The following is a 19456-nucleotide window of genomic DNA, read 5'->3' as shown; positions in this document are numbered from 1 at the left end:
GGATGACGGAATGGCTCTGAAAATCGAGGACTACGGCCTGATCGGCGACTGTCACACCGCGGCGCTCGTGGGCAAGGACGGCTCCATCGACTGGATGTGCCTCCCCCGCTTCGACTCCCCGTCGCTGTTCGGTGCCCTCCTCGGCGACGAGAATCACGGCCGCTGGCTCGTGGCGCCCGCCGACGAGGTCGTCGAGGTGACGCGGGAGTATCAGGAGGACACCTTCGTGCTCGTGACCCACTGGGTCACCACGACCGGCCGGGTGGACGTGATCGACTTCATGCCCCACGGCGAGCGTCGGGCCGACCTCGTGCGACGCGTGCGCGGGGTGGAGGGAACCGTGACGATGACCGAGGAGGTGCGCATCCGCTTCGACTACGGCGCTGCCCTGCCCTGGGTGCGGCAGTCGCCCGCGGACGGCGGGAACGCGCTCATCGCGGTCGCCGGTCCCGATGCGGTCGTGCTGCGCGGGCCGCGGCTCGTCGCGGCCGACCATCGCCACGTGGCGGAGTTCAGCGTGACGCCCGGGGAGACCGTCGACTGCAGCCTCACCTGGTACCCCTCGCATCAGGCGGCACCGGGGCCGCTCGACGTCGACCACCAGCTCCGGGTCACGCGCGACTGGTGGCGCGACTGGGCCGCGAGCTGCGCCGCTCCCGAGCACTACCGGGCCGAGGTGCACCGCTCGCTGCTCGTGCTGCGCGCCCTCAGTCACGAGGACACCGGCGGCATCGTCGCCGCGGCGACCACGAGCCTGCCCGAGGAGTTCGGCGGCAGCCGCAACTGGGACTACCGCTACGTCTGGTTGCGCGACGCCTCGCTCACCCTCGGCGCGCTCACGAGCCACGGCTTCGTCGCCGAGGCGGAGGACTGGCGCCAGTGGCTGCTCCGGGCGATCGCCGGCGACCCGGAGGACGTGCAGATCATGTACGGAATCGCGGGCGAGCGCCGGCTCACCGAGTGGGTCGTCGAGTCGCTCCCGGGCTACCAGGACTCCGCGCCGGTGCGCGTCGGCAACGGCGCGTTCACCCAGTACCAGGGCGACATCTTCGGCGAGGTGATGCTGGCGCTGCACCACGCGCGCGCGGCGGGCATCGCCGAGACGGACCTCTCCTGGTCGCTGCAGCGCTCCCTCATGCAGTTCGTCGAAGACAACTGGACCCGCGCCGACAACGGCATCTGGGAGATCCGCGGTCCTGCGCGGCACTTCACGCACTCCCGCGCGATGCTCTGGGCCGCCTTCGACTGCGCGATCACAGGCGTGCGCGAGTTCGGGCTCGACGGCCCGGTGGAGCGCTGGGAGAAGCACCGGGATGCCCTGCGCACCGAGATCGAGACGAAGGGCTGGGACGACCACCTCGGCACATACACCCAGTTCTACGGCAGCGGCACCGTCGATGCCTCGCTCCTGCAACTCACCCAGATCGGCTTCATCGAGCCGACCGATCCGCGGATGCTCGGCACCGTCGCGCACATCGAGCGCACCCTCCTGCGCGACGGCCTGGTGCTGCGCTACCGCACCGAGACCGGGGTGGACGGGCTGCCGGGCGGCGAGCATCCGTTCCTGGCCTGCTCGTTCTGGCTGGCCGAGCAGTACGCGCGCTCGGGGCGGCTGCCGGAGGCGGTCGCGCTCATGGACCGGCTCGTCGGCTTCGCGAACGACCTGGGACTGCTGAGCGAGGAGTACGACGTGGGCGACTCCCGGCAGGCCGGCAACACCCCGCAGGCCTTCTCGCACCTCAGCCTCGTGCGCGCCGCCGACGCGATCGAGCTCGCCTTCGCCGCGGAGGCGCAGGGCTGACTCAGGCCCGGTCGGCCCCCTCGCGGAGGTGCGTCGCGAAGAAGGCCTCGATGCGTGTCCACGCCTCGGAGGCCTGCTCCGGGCGCGGGCCCATCCCGGTGACGCGCAGGAGCGGGCGCAGGAGCACGGGACCGCTCGGCGCATCGTTGAGGAAGGCGTGGCCCGCTCCCGGGTACTCGGTGACCTCGTGCTCGACGCCGAGCCGGTCGAGCGCGGCGTCCAGTTGCGCGGCCGCCCCCTTCAGGGTCCGGTCGGCGGCGCCGTAGCTGCCGATGATCGGGCAGGCGCCGGCGAGAGCGGCGTCGAGGTCCTTCGGCAGCATCCCGTAGTTGACGGAGGCCGCGTCGAAACCGCGCGAGGCGGTCATGAGGGCGAAGCCGCCGCCCATGCAGAAGCCGATCACGCCGACCGCGCCGGTGACGTCCTCACGGGCGAGAAGATATCGCCGCGCGGCCTCGATGTCCTGGTACGCCCGACCCGTCCCGCTCGTGAGAGCCCGGAACGTGGCGGTGAGGCATTTGCGCGCGCCGCCCTCGGTGAAGAGGTCGGGCATCAGAACGACGTAGCCGGCGGCCACGAGCCGCTCCACCTGGCGGCGCATCACCTCGTTGATTCCGAAGGCCTCGTGCACGACGACGATCGCGGGCCACGGACCATCGCCCTCCGGTACCCCCAGCACGCCGCCGAGGCCGCGGCTCGCCCCGTCGAGGTCGATCGGAATGAGGATGTCGGCGAGGCCCTGGGTCATGTCTGAACGCTACGCCCTTCGCGCGGGCCGGCGGGCCACCGGGCCGCGCGGCGGGGTGGTCGGCCCGCCGCGCGGCACTGCCCTCCGTTGGGCGATCAGCCGACGGCGACGAGCCTCTCCGCCCAGGCCAGCAGCCGGGGCGCGATCGCGTCGTCGTCGCCGGTCGCGGGGCGGAGCGCGTGGCCGAGCAGGTGCGTGGCGGCGATGGCCCGGGCCCGCGCGTTGAAGCCCGCGTTCCGGTGCCGCGGCCAGCGGGCGAGCCAGCGGGCCGCGAGGTCGAAGCAGGCGGCCGCGTAGGCGGCGTCCGCCTGCTCGGAGGTGACGCCCAGCGTGACGAGGTGCGCGTAGAGGGCGGCCGCGTCGTCGGCGGGATCGCCGGAGCCGGCCGTATCGATGTCGAGCACGCCGGTGATCTGCGCGGGGTCCGTCCGGTCCACGAAGAGCTGGCCCAGGTGGAGGTCGCCGTGGATGGTCACCGGATCGGGCGCGTACTCCCGGCCCCGCCGCCGCAGACGCATGATCTGGTCGCCGACTCGCGCGACGGCGTCCGCCCGCTCGGGCAGACGCTCCCGAAGACGATCGACGTACCAGTCGACACGATCGAGGAGGGAGGGGCGTGCGGTGTTGATGGCGGGGATGCCCGCGATCAGCGTCGTCAGGAACTCCACCTGATCGAGGAATCGCTCCGGGTCGCCGATGCGCGCGAGCGCCGCCTGCGCTTCGACACCCGGGAGCTCCGACAGCGCGACGAGGCCGTCGCGCGACCAGCCGAGCACGCGGGGCACCGGCACCGCGCTCGCCCGGAAGAGCGCGTGCCGCTCCGCGATCGACGGCGCCTTGCCGTCCTCCACGATCTTGACGTAGAGCCTGCCCTGCGGGGTATCGAGACGCACGACCGCACGCTTGCCGGGGCGGTAGGCGACGACGGTGGACGCCATGGGCTGCGCATCCACACCGAGCCGGGCGAGCACGCCCACCACCCGCTCGGCGTCGAGCAGTTCGGCGAGCGCGGGAAGCTGGGGGTCGTGCGGGTAGGTCCAGACCGCGACCGTCGCGTCCGGCTCGTCATCGAGCACGAGGACGCCGGCACGGATGGGCGTGCTCGGGCTGGTCTCGACGAAGACCGTCTGGCGGATGCGCTCGCCCGCCCGGCCCCGGAACTCCAGTTCGTAGCCCTGCAGGAACCCGGCGTCGGTGGGTTCGGCGACCGTGGTGCGCCAGGCGAGCAACTGCATGCCGAGGGTGTCGGCCAGCCGCGTGAGCACACGCGGGGCATGCTTCTCAGGGGCCGCCGGACCCGGGGGTGTCAGGGCGGTCATGGTTCTCGCTTTCTCGGGCGACGCTGAGCGTTACCTGTTGATTGTCGATGATGCCGAACTTCCGGCGAAAGGGGTGGTATTTCGCGGCTCAGCGCGCCACCATGCGGGTGTTCGGCGCGAGTCGGGGCAAAGCATCGGCCCTGACGCCGCTGCTCGACGATATGCACGGCGGCAGCGCGCTGAGAGCGCTCTCATTGCCATCCGCAATGACTTTCGCGGCTCGCCCCGAAAAGTGATTGACGACGCGAGAATCTCGCTGGTAGCTTGTGCAGTGCTGGTTGGGTGTCCCCCTAAGGGCGGACACCGCATCCCCCCACACGACCGCGTACCCGACACGGCCGGTTCCTCACCCGAAAGGAACGCCCAGCAATGAACACCGCCGCGCGCCTGCTCACCCCCGTTACGCCTGCGCTCGGCACCCTCCCCCTGGCACTGCTCCTCGCCGCCTCGATCATCGCGCTGATGATCGCGGGCGTGTACCTCGTGATCCTGCGCCGCACCTCCCGCCTGAACGCCCTCGCCGGGTGGCTCAGCGGTGCCGGCGCGGTCGCGATCCTGGCGAGTGCCCTGTTGGTCGGTGGCGCGCTTACCCAGTCGCCGACCGCCGTCGCTGATCCCGCTCCCGCGACCCCCCGCGGAGCGTCCGGGCCGTACTCGGCCTCGCAGCTCGACGGTACACAGCTTCCGACCCTGGCCTACGACGCCCCGGGCTCGACTCCGTAACACCCCTGTCGGCTCCCGGCTCCCGGCTCCCGGCTCCCGGCTCCCGGCTAGCCTTGACGGGTGAAGATCACCGGGAGCCTGCGGCTCGCGACACGACCGCCGATCATCCAGGTCATCAAGACCTCGATCGCCGCCATCGCTGCCTGGCTGCTGAGCGTCGCCCTGCTGCACCAGCCGCTTCCGATCTTCGCCGCGATCGCCGCGCTCCTGGTCGTGCAACCGAGCGTGTCGCAGTCGTTCGCGCGCGGGGTCGAGCGCAGTCTCGGTGTCATCGCGGGCGTCGCGCTCGCCTACGGCATCGGCGCGCTCTTCGGGCGCTCGAGCGTGATCGTGCTGGGCGTCATCGTCGTCGCGCTCCTGGTCGCGTGGGCGTTCCGCCTCTCCCCCGGCTCGGCGAACCAGATCCCGATCAGCGCCATGCTCGTGCTCGCCATCGGCGCGCAGACGCCCGGCTACGCGGTCGACCGCATCATCGAGACCGTGCTCGGGGCGCTTGTCGCCCTCGTCGTCAACGCGGCCATCGCCCCGCCGGTCGCGCTCGCCCCCGCCCACCTCGCCGTCCAGCGACTCGTGCACGACTGCGCGGCCGCGCTCGAGGCGGTCGCCGACGCCCTCACGACCGAGCAGACCGGCGAGCAACTGGATGCCCTGCTCGCCCGCGCGCGCGAACTCCGCCCCCTGCGCGACACCGCCCAGTCGGCGATCTCGGCGGGCGCCGAGAGCCTCACCCTCAACGCGCGGCGCGGTCGCCACCGGCGCATCCTGGAACGCGATACCGAGCTCTTCGCCCGCCTCTCGATCCTCGTCACCCGGATCGTGGGCATGTCGCGCACCGTGCACGACAACTGGGACGCCGAGGTCGTGGACGACCCGACCGTGCACGACATCGCCCGCGAGATGCGCCGTGCCGCGCACGACCTGCGGATCGTCGCGGGCGACGGCGACGCCGCCCTTCCCACCGGCCCGCCGGAGCCACCCGCGCTCACAGCCCCGCTCGAGGTGCTGCGCCCGCACCCCACCCAGTGGATGCTCATCGGATCGCTGCTCGAAGACATGCGGCGGGTGCGCGAAGAGGTTCTCGGCGCGCTCGACGAGGCCTGATCGGCGTCAGCCGCGGGCGGTGGCCAGTCGCAGGCGCGCCTCCAGGAGGAGCAGCGCGTCCGCGTCGACCGTGGACTGCGGGAGACTGCCGTCGGCGACCGCGGCGACGACCGCGTCGACGAGCCGGGCGGGGTCGTCCCCCGCGGCCGCGGAGTCGGGCTGGAGCACGTAGAGGAGCATGGTGTTGCCCGCGGCGAGCGCGGCGACGGCGTTGCGCCCCGGGTCCCGATAGCGCGGGTCGCCCGAGTGCTGGAGCATGATCATGTCGTCGGTGATCGTGATGCCGTGGAAACCGAGCTCGTCGCGCAGGATTCGATGCCAGCGCGGGGACAGCGTGGCGGGAAGCGGGTCGACCGCGTCGTAGCGCAGGTGGCCGAACATGACGATCGGCGCGCCCGCCGCGATCCCCGCCTCGAACGGGACGGCATCGTGGGTGCGCCACACCGCGAGGCTGCGGTTCGAGCGCGGGATCGTCGAGTGCGAGTCGGCCTCGAAGGCGCCGTGTCCCGGGAAGTGCTTGAGCGTGGTGAGCACGCGGGTGCCCTCGCCGTCCACGGCGGCGGTGACCCGCGCGGCGGCCTGGGCGGGAGTGGAGCCGAGCGTGCGGGGGAAGATGAAGGAGCGGGGGTCATCCGTCACGTCGGCGATCACCCCGAAGTTGATGGCGATGCCCATCGAGGCGACGAGTGCCCCGCGGGCCGCGAAGGCGGATCGGGTCGCGGCCACGGGCAGCGCCGCGAGGGCGTGGCCGGCCGCGCCGTCATCGCCGGGGATGCGTCGGACGCTACCGCCCTCCTGGTCGACGGCGGTCAGGAGGGGAAGGGCCGCATCGGGGCTGACTCCACGGACCTCGGCGGCAAGCCGAGTGACCGGATCGGGGATGTTGTCACCCATGAGGATGAGCCCGCCCGCGCCGGTCTGCGTCGCGAACGCCCGCAGCGCGGCGGCGGAGGCGCCGCGCAGATGGAACATGAACAGGCTCGCGACCCGCTCGCGCACCGTCATCGCGGCGAGACGCGCCTGCGCCGCCGCGACGATCGGATCGACGGTCGGGGTGGGACTCGGCGCGGGATGCGGGCCCGAGCTCGGCGAGGGACCCGGGCCGGGGCTCCCCTGCCCCGGGAGGGGTGCGGGCAGGGTGCAGCCCGCGAGCAGGGTTCCGAGAAGCACGGCCGACGCGAGGGCGCGCGCCCGGGGGTGATGGCCGGCCGCCGTCAGGCGGGCGGTCGGGGGGCGTGTTGGTCGAGCCATGCGAGGGACGCGAATTCTTCGGGGCCCAGGCCGTACAGGGCGGCGTCGTGCGCGACGGTGCGGCGCAACTCGGGCGGTTCCACTCCCTCGCGCACCACGAGGTCGATGCCGGCCGGGCTCACCCGGGAGCGGCTGAAATGAAGGCAGGCGATGGTCTGGTCGTGGTTGAACCCGCCGATGCGCCAGCGGCTCGACACGAAGCGCTGCCAGCCGCGACCCCGCCAGATGAAGTCCAGTTCGACGAAGGTGTCGACGCCGAGGATGTGCTTCTCCACTCCCTCCGCGGTGAGGTACGACACGTCGTCGGCGAGCACGAGGGGGTCGCTCGACAGCAGTTCATAGCTGAAGACCGGCGAGAAGCGGGTGCCGTCCACCCACATCGGGAAGTTGCTCGCGGCGACGCGCCATCGCCCGGGGAGGATCCCGGCCAGGGCACGGTCGTTCGTCGCCACGGTCACGGCACCAATCTACCGGTCGGCCCACGGTCGCGGCGAGAGCCGCGGCTACGATGACGGCATGCCCTCCCGAGCGACCGCGACCGCGACCGCCCTCTCGACGCACCCCGGCCCCACCCTCGCGGTGACCGCGGTGACCGCGCTCCTCGGCGTGGGCGCCGCGCTGTCGCCGTGGCGCGTCGCCCTTCTCGCGCTCGCGATGCTGGCCGGGCAGGCCTCCGTCGGCCTCTGCAACGACTGGATCGACGCGGGTCGCGACCGCGCGGTGGGGCGCCGGGACAAACCCGTCGCCCGCGGGGACGTGGGCGTGGCACCGGTGCGGACCGCCGCGTTCGCGACCCTCGCGCTCGCGCTGCTGCTGACCGCGGCGCTCGGCCCCGCCGCCCTCGGAATCCACGCTGTGTTCCTGGCGAGCGCCTGGGCCTACAACCTGGGGCTCAAGGCCACACCGTTCTCGGTCGCCCCGTACCTCCTGAGCTTCGGGCTGCTCCCCCTGCTCGTCGCCGTCTCGGCCGATCCGGTGCGGATGACCGCCTGGTGGCCCCTCGCCGCCGGTGCCCTGCTCGGCGCCGCCGCGCACTTCGCGAACGTCCTCCCCGATCTGGACGACGACCGCCGCACCGGCGTGCGTGGACTCCCGCACCGGCTCGGCCGCCGACCCACCGCCATCGTCGCCGCCGCGGCCCTCGCGCTCGCCGCGGGCGTGCTGCTGCTCGGGGAGGCGAGCGGTGGGGCTGCGCCCTCCGCGATCGCCGCCACCGCGGTGGCCACGGCACTGAGCGGTGCGGTCGGGGTCGCGGGGGTCGCGCTGTCGGGCCGGGCGACGCGGTGGAACTTTCGGCTGATCATCCTCGCGGCCCTCGTCGACGTCGTCGCGCTCGTGCTGACCGGGCGCGCCTGGACCTTTTCATAAAGATTCTTTACTGATAGATTCCTCGCGGAGGAGACGCGAGTGACAACGACCCAACCCGGCACGCCCGGCTGGCTCAGAACGCGCAACGACCGCCTCGCGCTCGCCCTCCTGCTCGAGCACGGACCGCTCACCCGCAATCGGCTGGGCGAGCTCTCGGGCCTCTCCAAGCCGACCGCCGCTCTCATGGTCTCCCGGCTCGAGGAGGCGGGGCTCATCCACGTGGTCGGCGAGGCGTCCGGCGGGCGCGGGCCCAACGCCGCCGTCTACGCCGTGCGGAACGATCGGCTCCGCGCCGTCGCGATCGATATCCGGGAGACCGTCATGTCGGCGACCGTCGTCGACGCCACCCGCACGGAGCACCCGATCGTGGAGATCCCCGTGCTGCCGCACTCGCGCACGCCGGAGGGCGATGTGCGCCAGGCGATCGACACCGCCGTCACCGCCGCCGGAGTGGAGCGCGGGAGCGTGCAGCTCGTGGCGATCGGCGTGCAGGCCGCGGTCAGCGACTCGGGCGACACGCTCGCCTTCTCGGAGACCCTGCCCGGCTGGCCGGAGCACGGCGCGCGACGCGCGATCGAGGCGGCCCTCGAGCTGGACGTGACGATCGACAACGACGTGAACCTCGCGGCCGTGGCCGAGCGGGCGGTGGGAGCCGCGGCGGGAAGCGAGAGCGTCGCCCTGCTCTGGATGGGGAGCGGCCTGGGCGTCGCGCTCGATCTCGACGGCCGGCTGCACCGCGGCGCGACCGGCAGCGCCGGGGAGATCGGCTCCCTCTCGGTGCCGCGCGCGGCGATCGACCTCGCCCCGGATGCGCGGGACCTCACCGAGCTGATCGGCGGACCGGCGGTCACGCGGATCCTGCGGCGGCACGGTGCGCGCGGCAAGCGCCTCTCGGAACTGCTCGCCCGGCTGCCCGACGACGCGGGCGCCCTCGACGAACTGGCACCGCGGATCGCGCTGAGCGTGATCCCGCTCGTGGCGATCCTCGATCCGCAGCTCGTGGTGCTCGGGGGACCGACCGGGCTCGCCGGCGGCGCCGCGCTCGCCGAGCGGGTGGCGGCGCAGGTGGCGCGCCTCTCGCGCTGGCGCACGCCCGTGGTCGCCACGGCCGCGGGTCCGGCGCCCGTGCTCACCGGTGCGCGCGAGCTGCTGGTCGCCGAACTGCACCGGCGGCTCGACAGCGCGGTGACGGGGCTGCCCGGCTGAGCGACGGCCGCGGTGCTCAGCCCGCGCTGCTCGGAGCCTTCCCGCCCGGGGTGCGGATGCCCAGCGCCGCCACCACTCCCCCGGCGATGAGCAGCGCCGCCGCGACGATGAGCACCCGGTGGAAGCCGGCCGCGGTCACCTGGCCGCCCAGGATCACACCGATGAACGCGATCGCGATGAGCCCGGCGACCCGGCTGACGGCGTTGTTGATCGCCGAACCGATGCCCGACTGGGCCTCGGAGATCGAGCCGAGGATCGCGGCCGTGAGCGGGGCGACCGTCGCCGCCAGCCCCAGCCCGAACAGCAGCACCCCGGGCAGGATCTGCGTCAGGTAGTCGACCCGGTCACCCGCGCCGATCATGAGCAGGTAGCCGATCCCCGCGACGATCGGGCCGATCGCCATGAACCAGCGCGGGCCGTAGCGACCGGCGAGCGAGCCGAACCACGTCGACAGCGTGATGTTGAGGATGCCCAGAGGGAGCAGGGAGAGCGCGGCGAGCGTCGCCGGGAACCCGGCGACCTGCTGCAGGAACACCACGATGATGAAACCGCCGATCGAGAGGGCGGCGTAGATGAGCGCGGTCGAGATGTTGCCGATGCCGAAGTTGCGCACCGCGAAGAGCCCGAGCGGCATGAGCGGTTGGCGCGCGACCCGCTGGCGCCAGAGGAAGGCGGCGAAGGCGAGGAGCCCGACGACGAGCGGCACGAGGATGACCGGCGTCCCCCACCCCAGCCGCCCCTGCTCGATCAGCGCGTACACCGGTCCGCCGAGCCCGACCACGCACAGCGCGGCGCCCAACAGATCGATCCGCACGCCCGGCTCGCGCGCGTCGCGGTGGTGCAGGAGGGCGAGCAGCACGAGGGTCACGGCGATCGGGAGCACGTTAATTGCGAACACCCAGCGCCATCCGACGCTGTCGACGAGCGCGCCGCCCAGCAGCGGGCCGGTGAGGAAGGCCACCGTCGTGCCGGCGGTCCACTGCCCGATCGCCCGGGAGCGCGCCGGTCCCTCGAAGGTGGAGGTGATGAGGGCGAGCGAGCTCGGCACGAGCAGCGCGCCCGCGATGCCCTGCACCCCGCGCATGACGATGAGGAACTCGGGGCCCGGGGCCACGGCGCACAGCAGCGAGGTGACACCGAAGCCGATGATGCCGACCCGCAGGATCACGATGCGCCCGAGCACGTCGGAGAGCGACCCGGCGAGCAGGATGAGCGACCCGAGCGTGATCAGGTAGGCGTCGACCACCCACTGCTGGGTGACGATGCCGCCCCCGAGCTCGCGCGAGATCGCGGGCAGCGCGACGTTGATGACGCTGCCATCGAGGAAGGCGACGAAGGACGCGAGGATGGCCGTCCCGAGAACGAGCCGCTGGTCACGGCTGAGGGCGGCGGTGGTCACTCCCCCAGTCAACACCCGCGACGCGCTCGATGCAGGCGAGCACCCGGCTGTCGACGAGCGGCAGGAAGTGTCCGGCCATCGGCAGGCGCACGTTCGTGGCCCCGGGAAGCTGGCCGCCGCCGGGAATGAGCGGGTCCCACTGGGCCGACAGCGACACGATCCGGGCGTTCGCGTCGACGCTCGCCTGGAGCATCGCCAGGGTGGGTGCGGTGGGAATGAATGCCCGCAGAGCCGCGCTGGGGGCGTAGCGCGAGTAGACGGAGCCGGCGAAGGGGGTGTTGATCGTGATCATTCCGCGGATGCGGCCGGCCCGGTCATCCACCACCATCAGGTGCTTGCCGATGAGGCCGCCCTTGCTGTGGGCGACGAGGAGGACGTCGCGGAGATCGTGCTGCTCGAGGTAGCGCTCGGCGAGAGCGGCCATCTCGGGGATGCTGCCGGTGTTGCGACGGAAGCCGGGCACGACGTGGATGGGGTGGCCGAGTCGGTGCAGGCGGCGCGCGGCCGGCCGCAGGAAGTGCCAGGTCTCGTAGACGCCGGGAAGCAGGAGCACGGGAGAGCCCGGCCCGCTGCGAAAGGACTCGGCGGGTTCGTCGCCGAGCAGACCGCGCAGCTTCCAGAACCAGCTGTACGGCCAATCGGCGATTCCCTCGGCGAGGCGGGCGGCGACCATTTGTTCAGTCTAAGCAGGCGGATCGGGGCCCCGGGCGGTGCGGAATGCGCCAGAATGAGCACATGATCTACAACGTTTACCGCGACGCTGCGGCGCGCGAGCCAGCCCACCGCGACGGAATCCGATGACCGGCCCCGCGGGCTCCAACTGGGCCGAGGTCTACGACTACCGGGCCGCGGCGCTCGAGCGCCCGACGAGCGTCGACGAGGTCATCCGACTCGTGGAACGCGGAACACCGCTGCGCGCCCTCGGCTCGCGGCACTCCTTCAACGACCTGGCCGACACGACGGGCGCGCTCGTCGACCTCGCGGGTCTCCCCGTCGACCTCGTGATCGACGAGGAGGCGCGCACCGCGAGCTTCGGGGCGGGCGTGCGCTACGGCGAGCTCGCCGCCCTGTTGGAGGGCCGGGGCTGGGCGATCCACAACATGGCGTCGCTCCCGCACATCTCGGTGGCGGGAGCGGTCGCGACCGCGACGCACGGCTCGGGCGACCGCAACGGCAACCTCGCCACGGCGGTCGCGGGCCTCGAGTTCGTGAACGGCGCGGGCCGGCTCGTGCGGCTCAGCCGCTCCGACGCCGACTTCTCGGGCGCGATCGTGTCGCTTGGCGCGATCGGCCTGGTCACCCGCATCACCCTCGACATCGAGCCGAGCTTCCAGGTGCGACAGGATCTCTACGACGAGCTGCCCTGGGATGCGGCCCTCGAGCACCTCGATCGCATCACCTCGAGCGCCTACAGCGTGAGCATGTTCACCCGGTGGGTGGGCGAGACGATCGGTCAGGTCTGGCTCAAGTCGCGCATGGACCAGCCGGTGCCGCCGACCGAGCTGTTCGGCGCCCGTCCGGCCGCGCGTGAGGAGCACATGGTGCCCGAGCAGGAGCCGCTCAACACCACCACCCAGGGCGGCGTGCCCGGAGCGTGGAACGATCGACTGCCGCACTTCAAGATGGGCTTCACGCCGAGCAACGGCACCGAGATCCAGAGCGAGTTCCTGGTGCCACGGGCCCGGGCCGTGGAGGCGCTCCGCAGCCTGCGCGAGATCGCCGACCGCATCGAGCCGCTCCTGCTCGTCACCGAGCTGCGCACGATGGCGGCCGATCAGCTGTGGCTGAGCGGGGCGTACGGAACGGATGCGCTGGGCATCCACTTCACCTGGAAGAAGCTGCCCGCCGAGGTGACCGCGCTGCTGCCCGAGATCGAGGCACGACTGCTGCCGCTCGGCGCGCGCCCGCACTGGGGCAAGGTGTTCACCGCGGGCGCCGACCGGGTCGCACCGCTCTACCCGCGGCTGCGCGACTTCGCCGCGCTCGTCGCCCGCCACGACCCGCAGGGGCTGTTCCACAACGCGTTCCTCACGCGCACCCTCGGAATCTGAGGCGATCGGGGTCGGTTTCTAGGCGGGACCGACCCCGACGATGCGCACCACGGCGACACCCTGTTCGTCCGACTCGGCGAGATCGATCACGGCGCTGATCCCCCAGTCGTGGTCGCCGGCCGGGTCGGCGAGGATCTGGCGGGCGGTCCACTGGGTCGCCCCCTCCTCCAGGATGAGCATCCGCGAGCTGCGCGCGTCGGCGTCGGTGCCGATCCGGTCGTACTCGTCGTAGTACGGGTCGAGCGCGTCGGCCCAGCCGTCGGCGTCGAAGCCCGCGGCGGCGTCGAGCTCGCCGAGCTCGTCCCACTTCTCCAGGGCGGCCAACTGCACCCGACGGAACAGCTCGTTGCGCACGAGCACCCGGAAGGCGCGAGCGTTGCCCGTCACGCCCGGGGGTGCGGGGGGCAGGATCGGCGCCCCATCGTCGTCGCGGGCGCTCGGGTTCACGAGCTCGTCCCACTCATCGAGCAGGCTGGAGTCGACCTGGCGCACGAGCTCGCCGAGCCACTCGATGAGGTCGAGCAGGTCATCCGTCTTCGCCTCGTCGGGGATCGTCTGCCGGGCGGCGCGGAAGGCGTCGGAGAGGTAGCGCAGCACGAGTCCCTCACTGCGGGCCAGCTTGTAGTAGCGGATGTAGTCGCCGAAGGTCATCGCGCGCTCGTACATGTCGCGCACGACCGACTTGGGGTGCAGCTCGAAGTCGGCGATCCAGGCCTGCGAGGCGCTGTAGGTGGAGAAGGCCGCATCGAGCATGTCGCGGAGCGGCTGGGGGTGCGTGATCTCCTCGAGCAGCTCCATGCGCTGTTCGTACTCGATGCCCTCCGCCTTCATCGCCGCGACGGCCTCGCCGCGGGCGAGGAACTGCTGCTGCGAGGTGACGGGGCGCGGGTCGTCCAGGGTCGCCTCGATGACCGAGATCATGTCGAGCGCGTAGTGGCCCGTGCCGGCCGAGCGGGCGGGATCGGGGTCGAGGAGGTCGAACACGGCGAGCGCGAACGGCGAGAGGGGCTGATTGAGGGCGAAGTTGGGCTGCAGCTCGAGCGTGAGCCGGATGGTGCCGTCGGCCTCCTGCGTCACGACCTCGGCGGTGCGTAGGGTGCGGTAGATCGCGAGGGCGCGCCGCGCGAGCGCCAGCTGCCGCTTCCACGGCTCGTGGTTCGCGAAGACCAGGTGGTGCACGTTCGCGAAGACGTCGCCGCCCCGCCCGATCACGTTGATGAGCATCGCCGAGGTCATCGTCATGCTCGAGACGAGGGTCTCCGGCTCCGCCTCGACGAGCCGCTCGAAGCTCGCCTTGCCCCAGGAGACGAAGCCCTCGGGCGCTTTCTTGCGCACCACGCGCTTGAGCTTCTTCGGGTCGTCGCCCGCGCGCGCGACGAGGCGCGCGTTCTCTGTCTCGTGCTCGGGCGCCTGCACCACGACGGTTCCTGCGGTGTCGAAGCCCGCGCGGCCCGCGCGGCCCGCGATCTGGTGGAACTCCCGCGCGCTCAGCTGCCGCATGCGCGTGCCGTCGAACTTGGTGAGGGCGGTGAGCAGCACCGTGCGAATCGGCACGTTGATGCCCACGCCGAGCGTGTCGGTGCCGCAGATCACGCGCAGCAGGCCCGACTGGGCGAGCTGCTCAACGAGCCGGCGGTACTTGGGCAGCATGCCCGCGTGGTGCACCCCCACCCCCACGCGCAGCAGCCGCGACAGCGTCGTGCCGAAGCTCGTCGAGAAGCGGAAGCCGCCGATGAGGTCGGCGATCGCGTCGCGCTGCTCGCGCGTGGCGACCTTCGCGCTCGTGAGTGCCTGGGCGCGCTCGAGCGCGGCCGCCTGCGAGAAGTGCACGATGTACACCGGCGCCTGCCCGGTCTGCAGCAGCTCCTCGACCGTCTCGTGGATCGGGGTCGTCTCGTAGTAATAGTGCAGCGGCACGGGGCGCTCGACGCCGGTGACGAGGGCGGTCTCGCGCGCGGTGCGGCGGGTGAGGTCATCCGCGAGCCAGCCCACTTCGCCGAGGGTGGCCGACATGAGGATGAACTGCGCGCCGGGAAGCTCGATGAGCGGCACCTGCCACGCCCAGCCGCGCTCCGGGTCGGAGTAGAAGTGGAACTCGTCCATCACCACCTGCTGCACAGGAGTGTCGGCTCCGTGCCGCAGGGCGAGGTTGGCGAGGATCTCGGCCGTGCAGCAGATGATCGGGGCGTCGGCGTTGACCGAGGAGTCGCCCGTCACCATGCCGACGTTCTCGGCGCCGAAGATGTCGACGAGCGCGAAGAACTTCTCGGAGACGAGCGCCTTGATGGGAGCGGTGTAGTAGCTGCGCCAGCCCTGGGCGAGCGCGGCGAAGTGGGCCCCGACGGCGACGAGCGACTTTCCGGTGCCGGTGGGGGTGCTCAGGATCAGGTTGTTGCCCGACACGATCTCGATGAGCGCCTCGGCCTGGGCCGGGTAGAGGTAGAGTCCGCGCGACTCGGCCCACACCTCGAAGGCGAGGTAGGCCGCGTCCGGATCCCAGGGGCGGGGCGCGCTGCCGAGGAGGTCGTCAGCCATGCCGGCGCGTCGGCGCGACGCGACCCCACGCCTCGTGCGCGTAGTCCCAGAATCCCTCGACGTCGAGTTCGACCGGCACGATCGCGTTGGGGCGGTCGGAGGAGAAGTCGACGACGGTCATCCCCGAGGTGAACTCGCCGCGCGTCTCGACCTCCACGCGCGCGGGGCGCGAGACGAAGAGCTCCGGCCGGGCGAGGTAGGCGACCGCGCAGACGTCGTGCACCGCCTGCCCCTGGAACGCGTCGCCGCTCCGGTTGCGGTAGTAGGTAGCGAGCGGCACGACGAGCTCGCCGCCGATGGGGCCGAGCGTGAGCATGCGCGCCTCGACCTCGGGGGTGACGAGCGCCTGGAGGGTGAGATCGAGGCCGACCATGGTGACCGTCCAGCCCGCGGCGAAGACCTCGGCGGCCGCCTCCGGGTCGACGTAGATGTTGAACTCGGCCGCGGGACTCGCGTTGCCGCGGGTGAAGGAGCCGCCCATGATCGTGAACGACGCGGCCCACTCGGCGATGCGCGGTTCCTTGCGCAGCGCGAGCGCGATCGTGGTGAGCGGGCCGGTGGCGACCAGGTGGATCGCTCCCGGCTCGGCGCGCAGGGTCTCGATGATGACCTCGACGGCGTGGGCCTCGGATGCGGCGAGCCGGGCCGCCGGCAGCACCAGGTCGCCGAGACCCTCGGCCCCGTGCACGTGCGCGGCGGTCTCGGGCGCGCGCACGAGCGGCTCGGCGGCCCCCGCGGCGACGGGAACCTCGTCGATGCCCAGGTACTCCCGCAACTGCAGGGCGTTGCGCGTCGTGTTCGCGAGCGACACGTTGCCGCCGACCGTCGTGATGCCGACGAGTTCGAGGGCCGGGTCGCCCACGGCGAGGAGGATGGCCAGCGCGTCGTCGAGTCCCGGGTCGCAGTCGAGGAGGATCCTGTGGGTCATGCCTCAACCGTGCCATATCGCGCGTCTTGACAACGCCAGCTAACTTTATTAGCTTTTTAGCTATGTCAATTAGCCAGCCTCTCGTCACCCACCTCGACCGCGATGGCGGCCGCATCGCCTACACCGTCACCGGCCGGGGCCCGCTCGTCATCGCCATCCCCGGCATGGGCGATCTGCGCGCGAGCTACCGCCACCTCGTGCCGGCGCTCACCGCGGCCGGGTTCCGCGTCGCGACCCTCGACCTGCGCGGGCACGGCGACAGCGACGCCACCTTCACCCGATACGACGACGAGGCGGCGGCGGACGACGCGATCGCCCTCGCCGAGCAGCTGGGCGAGCCCGCCCTCCTCGTCGGCAACTCGATGGGGGCGGGAGCCGCGGTCATCGCCGCCGCGCACCGGCCCGAGCTCGTGACGGGACTCGTGCTCGTCGGGCCCTTCGTGCGCAACCCCCCGGTGAACCGGGCGAGCGCGCTGCTGCTCCGGGTGCTGATGGCCCCGGCCTGGTGCCGGTGGGTCTGGGCGGCCTACCTGCCCTCGCTCTACGCCGGAACGAAGCCGGCCGACTTCGACGACTACCGCGCGAGCGTGGCGGCCGCGATGCGGCGACCGGGCCATGCCCGCGCCTTCTCCGCCACCACCCGCACCTCGCACGCCCCCGCCGAGGCGGCGCTCGATGACGTCGAGTCGCCCGCGCTCGTCGTGATGGGCGACCGCGACCCCGACTTCCGCGACCCCGCCGCCGAGGCCGCCTGGATCGGCGATCGACTGCACGCCGAGGTGCTCATGGTGCCGCAGGCGGGCCACTACCCGCACTCGCAGCGGGCCGACCTCGTCGCCCCCGCGATCGTGGCCTTCGCCGAGCGGGTGACCGCCGGTGCCTAGGGCGGGGCTCAGCACCGAGCGGGTCGTGCTCGAAGCCGAGCGCCTCTCCGACGAGGGACTGCCGGTCACCCTCGCCCAGCTCGCCCAGCGACTCGGGGTCCAGGTGCCCAGTCTCTACAAGCACGTCGGCGGCCTGGACGCACTGCGGGCGCTCGTCGCCACGCGCGCGAAGGACGAGTTCGCGAACGCGCTGGCTGCCGCGACGGTCGGGCGGTCGCGCGCGGCGGCGGTGGACGCGGCGTGCCGGGCGTACCGGGAGTGGGCGGCCGATCATCCGGGGCGCTATCAGGCCACGCTGCGCGCCCCCGACCCGGATGACGCGGCCGAGGTCGCCGCCTCCGCCCGGGCGGTCGAGGTCATCACGGCGATCCTGGCGGGTTACGGGCTGGCGGGCGACGACGCGATCGACGCCACCCGCGCGCTGCGGGCGACCCTGCACGGCTTCGCCAGCCTGGAGGCCTCGGGCGGCTTCGGACTGCCCGGCACCGACCGCAGTTTCGACCGCCTGGTCGCGGGGCTCGAGCGGATGATCGCCTCATGGGGCTCGGATACAATCTGATGTGACCTCCACCGAGCTGCCCGACTCCGAGCCCGGGATCGACCCCGCGAAGCTCGCGATCGCGCTCGAGGTGCTCGCCGGCATGGATCGGCTGGAGGAGGACCACCCCGACTTCATCGCGGTGCGGCGGGCCACCGCGCGCATGTTCAAGTCGGTCAAGAAGTCGCGCCGGCTCGAGAAGCGGGCGGAGATCGCGGAAGCCGACCGTGCCGTCGTCGCCGCCACGGCGACCGGCGCATCCGACCGCATCGACGACGAGACCCGCGGAATCCCGCTGCAGACCCGCGTCGAGGCGCCGGTCGCGGGCACCCTCCTGAAGTCGCGCGCCTGCTATATCTGCAAGAAGCACTACACGCTCGTCGACGCGTTCTATCACCAGCTGTGCCCCGACTGCGCCGCCCTCAGCCACGCGAAGCGCGACGCCCGCACCGACCTGAGCGGCAGGCGCGCCCTGCTCACCGGGGGCCGGGCCAAGATCGGCATGTACATCGCACTTCGACTGCTGCGCGATGGCGCGCACACCACGATCACGACGCGGTTTCCGCGCGACGCGGTGCGCCGCTTCTCCTCCCTGCCCGATGCCGGTGACTGGCTGCACCGCCTCCGCATCGTCGGAATCGACCTGCGCGACCCGGCCCAGGTGATCGCCCTCGCCGACTCGGTGGCCGAGGCGGGGCCGCTCGATATCCTCATCAACAACGCGGCGCAGACGGTCCGCCGCTCCCCCGGGGCCTACGCCCCGCTCGCCGAGGCCGAGCTTGCGCCCCTGCCCGACGGCCCCCTTCCCGAGCTGCTGACCTTCGGCCACACCAACGACGCCCACCCGCAGGCGCTCGCCGCCTCGGTGGCCAGCCACCCGATCCTCGCCGCGGCCGCCGCCCGGGCGGAGCAGCTGACCGCGGAGGCGCTCGCCGCGGGGTCCACCTCGCTCGACCGTCTCGCCGCGGGCACGGCCATCGACGCCGGCGGACTCGTGCCCGACACGCACCACGTCAACAGCTGGACGCAGCACGTGCACGAGGTCGATCCGCTCGAGATGCTCGAGGTGCAGCTCGCGAACACGACGGCGCCGTTCATCCTCATCTCCCGGCTGCGCCCCGCCCTCGCGGCCACGAGCGCCCACCGCAGCTACGTGGTGAACGTCTCGGCGATGGAGGGGGTGTTCTCGAGGCGCTACAAGGGGCCGGGCCACCCGCACACCAATATGGCGAAGGCGGCCCTCAACATGCTCACGCGCACGAGTGCCCGCGAGATGTTCGAGAGCGACGGCATCCTCATGACGAGCGTCGACACCGGCTGGATCACCGACGAGCGCCCGCACCCCACGAAGGTGCGGCTGGCGGAGGAGGGCTTCCACGCACCGCTCGACCTCGTCGACGGCGCCGCACGCGTCTACGACCCGATCGTGCAGGGCGAGGCGGGTGTCGATCTCTACGGGGTCTTCCTGAAGGACTACGCGCCGAGCGGGTGGTGACGGCGGTCGCGCACGGCGCCGCTCGTACCGGATTGTTACGCGGCGATCGCGCCCCGGTCTTGCGGATGCGGGCCACTGCACTAGGGTTACAAGTGCATTACTGCGCTCA

Annotated in this window: 17 protein-coding genes; 9 read left to right on the top strand and 8 right to left on the bottom strand. The window is 72.3% G+C overall.

From position 1 onward, the window contains the following. Window positions 1-10: 10 nt before the first annotated feature. Window positions 11-1801 (top strand): glycoside hydrolase family 15 protein, encoded by a 1791-nt coding sequence (locus G3T37_RS00415; protein WP_163471434.1) that lies wholly within the window; start codon window positions 11-13, stop codon window positions 1799-1801. Between the two features lies 1 nt (window position 1802). Here G3T37_RS00415 and G3T37_RS00410 read toward each other — a convergent pair whose 3' ends face one another. Together G3T37_RS00410 and G3T37_RS00405 are read right to left on the bottom strand one after the other, a co-directional pair. Further along, a complete protein-coding gene (locus G3T37_RS00410; RefSeq protein ID WP_163471432.1) occupies window positions 1803-2549 on the bottom strand; it encodes a dienelactone hydrolase family protein in 747 nt (248 codons plus the stop codon). A 95-nt stretch (window positions 2550-2644) separates the two neighbouring features. Then, window positions 2645-3868, bottom strand: a complete 1224-nt coding sequence (locus tag G3T37_RS00405; RefSeq protein WP_163471431.1) for a phosphotransferase family protein — start codon at window positions 3866-3868, stop codon at window positions 2645-2647. A 369-nt stretch (window positions 3869-4237) separates the two neighbouring features. Here G3T37_RS00405 and G3T37_RS00400 point away from each other — a divergent pair, with 369 nt between their 5' ends. Both G3T37_RS00400 and G3T37_RS00395 read left to right on the top strand, forming a co-directional pair. Continuing rightward, window positions 4238-4591, top strand: a complete 354-nt coding sequence (locus tag G3T37_RS00400) for a hypothetical protein (protein ID WP_163471429.1) — start codon at window positions 4238-4240, stop codon at window positions 4589-4591. A 60-nt stretch (window positions 4592-4651) separates the two neighbouring features. Continuing rightward, entirely contained in the window at window positions 4652-5692 is a 1041-nt protein-coding gene (locus G3T37_RS00395; protein ID WP_163471427.1) for an FUSC family protein, read from the top strand. 6 nt (window positions 5693-5698) lie between these two features. On the opposite strand, the gene G3T37_RS00390 is transcribed toward G3T37_RS00395, so the two are convergent. Both G3T37_RS00390 and G3T37_RS00385 read right to left on the bottom strand, forming a co-directional pair. Then, window positions 5699-6943 (bottom strand): glycoside hydrolase family 3 N-terminal domain-containing protein, encoded by a 1245-nt coding sequence (locus G3T37_RS00390; RefSeq protein ID WP_163471425.1) that lies wholly within the window; start codon window positions 6941-6943, stop codon window positions 5699-5701. Beyond that, on the bottom strand, window positions 6907-7401 hold the full coding sequence (locus tag G3T37_RS00385; protein WP_338401134.1) for a hypothetical protein: 495 nt from the start codon (window positions 7399-7401) through the stop codon (window positions 6907-6909). The genes G3T37_RS00390 and G3T37_RS00385 overlap by 37 nt, the downstream gene beginning before the upstream one ends. A 58-nt stretch (window positions 7402-7459) precedes the next feature. On the opposite strand from G3T37_RS00385, the gene G3T37_RS00380 reads away from it, so the two are divergent. After that, the gene (locus G3T37_RS00380) at window positions 7460-8311 is read left to right on the top strand and encodes a UbiA family prenyltransferase (RefSeq protein ID WP_163471423.1); all 852 of its coding nucleotides are present in this window, start codon (window positions 7460-7462) and stop codon (window positions 8309-8311) included. Window positions 8312-8350: 39 nt separating this feature from the next. Then, window positions 8351-9517, top strand: a complete 1167-nt coding sequence (locus G3T37_RS00375) for an ROK family protein (RefSeq protein WP_163471421.1) — start codon at window positions 8351-8353, stop codon at window positions 9515-9517. A 16-nt stretch (window positions 9518-9533) separates the two neighbouring features. Here the strand turns inward: G3T37_RS00375 and G3T37_RS00370 are convergent, their stop codons facing one another. Continuing rightward, window positions 9534-10916: an MFS transporter gene (locus G3T37_RS00370; protein ID WP_338401133.1), complete on the bottom strand. Its 1383-nt coding sequence runs from the start codon at window positions 10914-10916 to the stop codon at window positions 9534-9536. Then, a complete protein-coding gene (locus tag G3T37_RS00365; RefSeq protein ID WP_163471419.1) occupies window positions 10891-11589 on the bottom strand; it encodes an esterase/lipase family protein in 699 nt (232 codons plus the stop codon). The genes G3T37_RS00370 and G3T37_RS00365 overlap by 26 nt, the downstream gene beginning before the upstream one ends. A gap of 124 nt (window positions 11590-11713) precedes the next feature. Between G3T37_RS00365 and G3T37_RS00360 the strand changes: the two genes are divergently transcribed. Further along, entirely contained in the window at window positions 11714-12967 is a 1254-nt protein-coding gene (locus G3T37_RS00360) for an FAD-binding protein (protein ID WP_163471417.1), read from the top strand. An 18-nt stretch (window positions 12968-12985) separates the two neighbouring features. On the opposite strand, the gene G3T37_RS00355 is transcribed toward G3T37_RS00360, so the two are convergent. Together G3T37_RS00355 and G3T37_RS00350 are read right to left on the bottom strand one after the other, a co-directional pair. After that, on the bottom strand, window positions 12986-15502 hold the full coding sequence (locus tag G3T37_RS00355; protein WP_163471415.1) for a DEAD/DEAH box helicase: 2517 nt from the start codon (window positions 15500-15502) through the stop codon (window positions 12986-12988). Continuing rightward, window positions 15495-16430: a nucleoside hydrolase gene (locus tag G3T37_RS00350; protein WP_163471413.1), complete on the bottom strand. Its 936-nt coding sequence runs from the start codon at window positions 16428-16430 to the stop codon at window positions 15495-15497. Before G3T37_RS00350 ends, G3T37_RS00355 begins: the two co-directional genes overlap by 8 nt. A gap of 62 nt (window positions 16431-16492) precedes the next feature. Here G3T37_RS00350 and G3T37_RS00345 point away from each other — a divergent pair, with 62 nt between their 5' ends. From G3T37_RS00345 to G3T37_RS00335, 3 genes are read left to right on the top strand one after another with little or no spacing between them, the layout of a single operon-like run. Further along, entirely contained in the window at window positions 16493-17314 is an 822-nt protein-coding gene (locus G3T37_RS00345) for an alpha/beta fold hydrolase (RefSeq protein WP_163471411.1), read from the top strand. Continuing rightward, entirely contained in the window at window positions 17307-17873 is a 567-nt protein-coding gene (locus G3T37_RS00340) for a WHG domain-containing protein (RefSeq protein ID WP_163471409.1), read from the top strand. The genes G3T37_RS00345 and G3T37_RS00340 overlap by 8 nt, the downstream gene beginning before the upstream one ends. Window position 17874: 1 nt before the next feature. Continuing rightward, window positions 17875-19347 (top strand): SDR family NAD(P)-dependent oxidoreductase, encoded by a 1473-nt coding sequence (locus G3T37_RS00335; protein ID WP_338401132.1) that lies wholly within the window; start codon window positions 17875-17877, stop codon window positions 19345-19347. Window positions 19348-19456: the final 109 nt, after the last annotated feature.

The organism is Galbitalea soli (assembly GCF_010686725.1).
In the GTDB taxonomy this organism is placed as follows: domain Bacteria; phylum Actinomycetota; class Actinomycetes; order Actinomycetales; family Microbacteriaceae; genus Galbitalea; species Galbitalea soli.
This window is presented reverse-complemented; position numbering and strand designations above follow the sequence as displayed.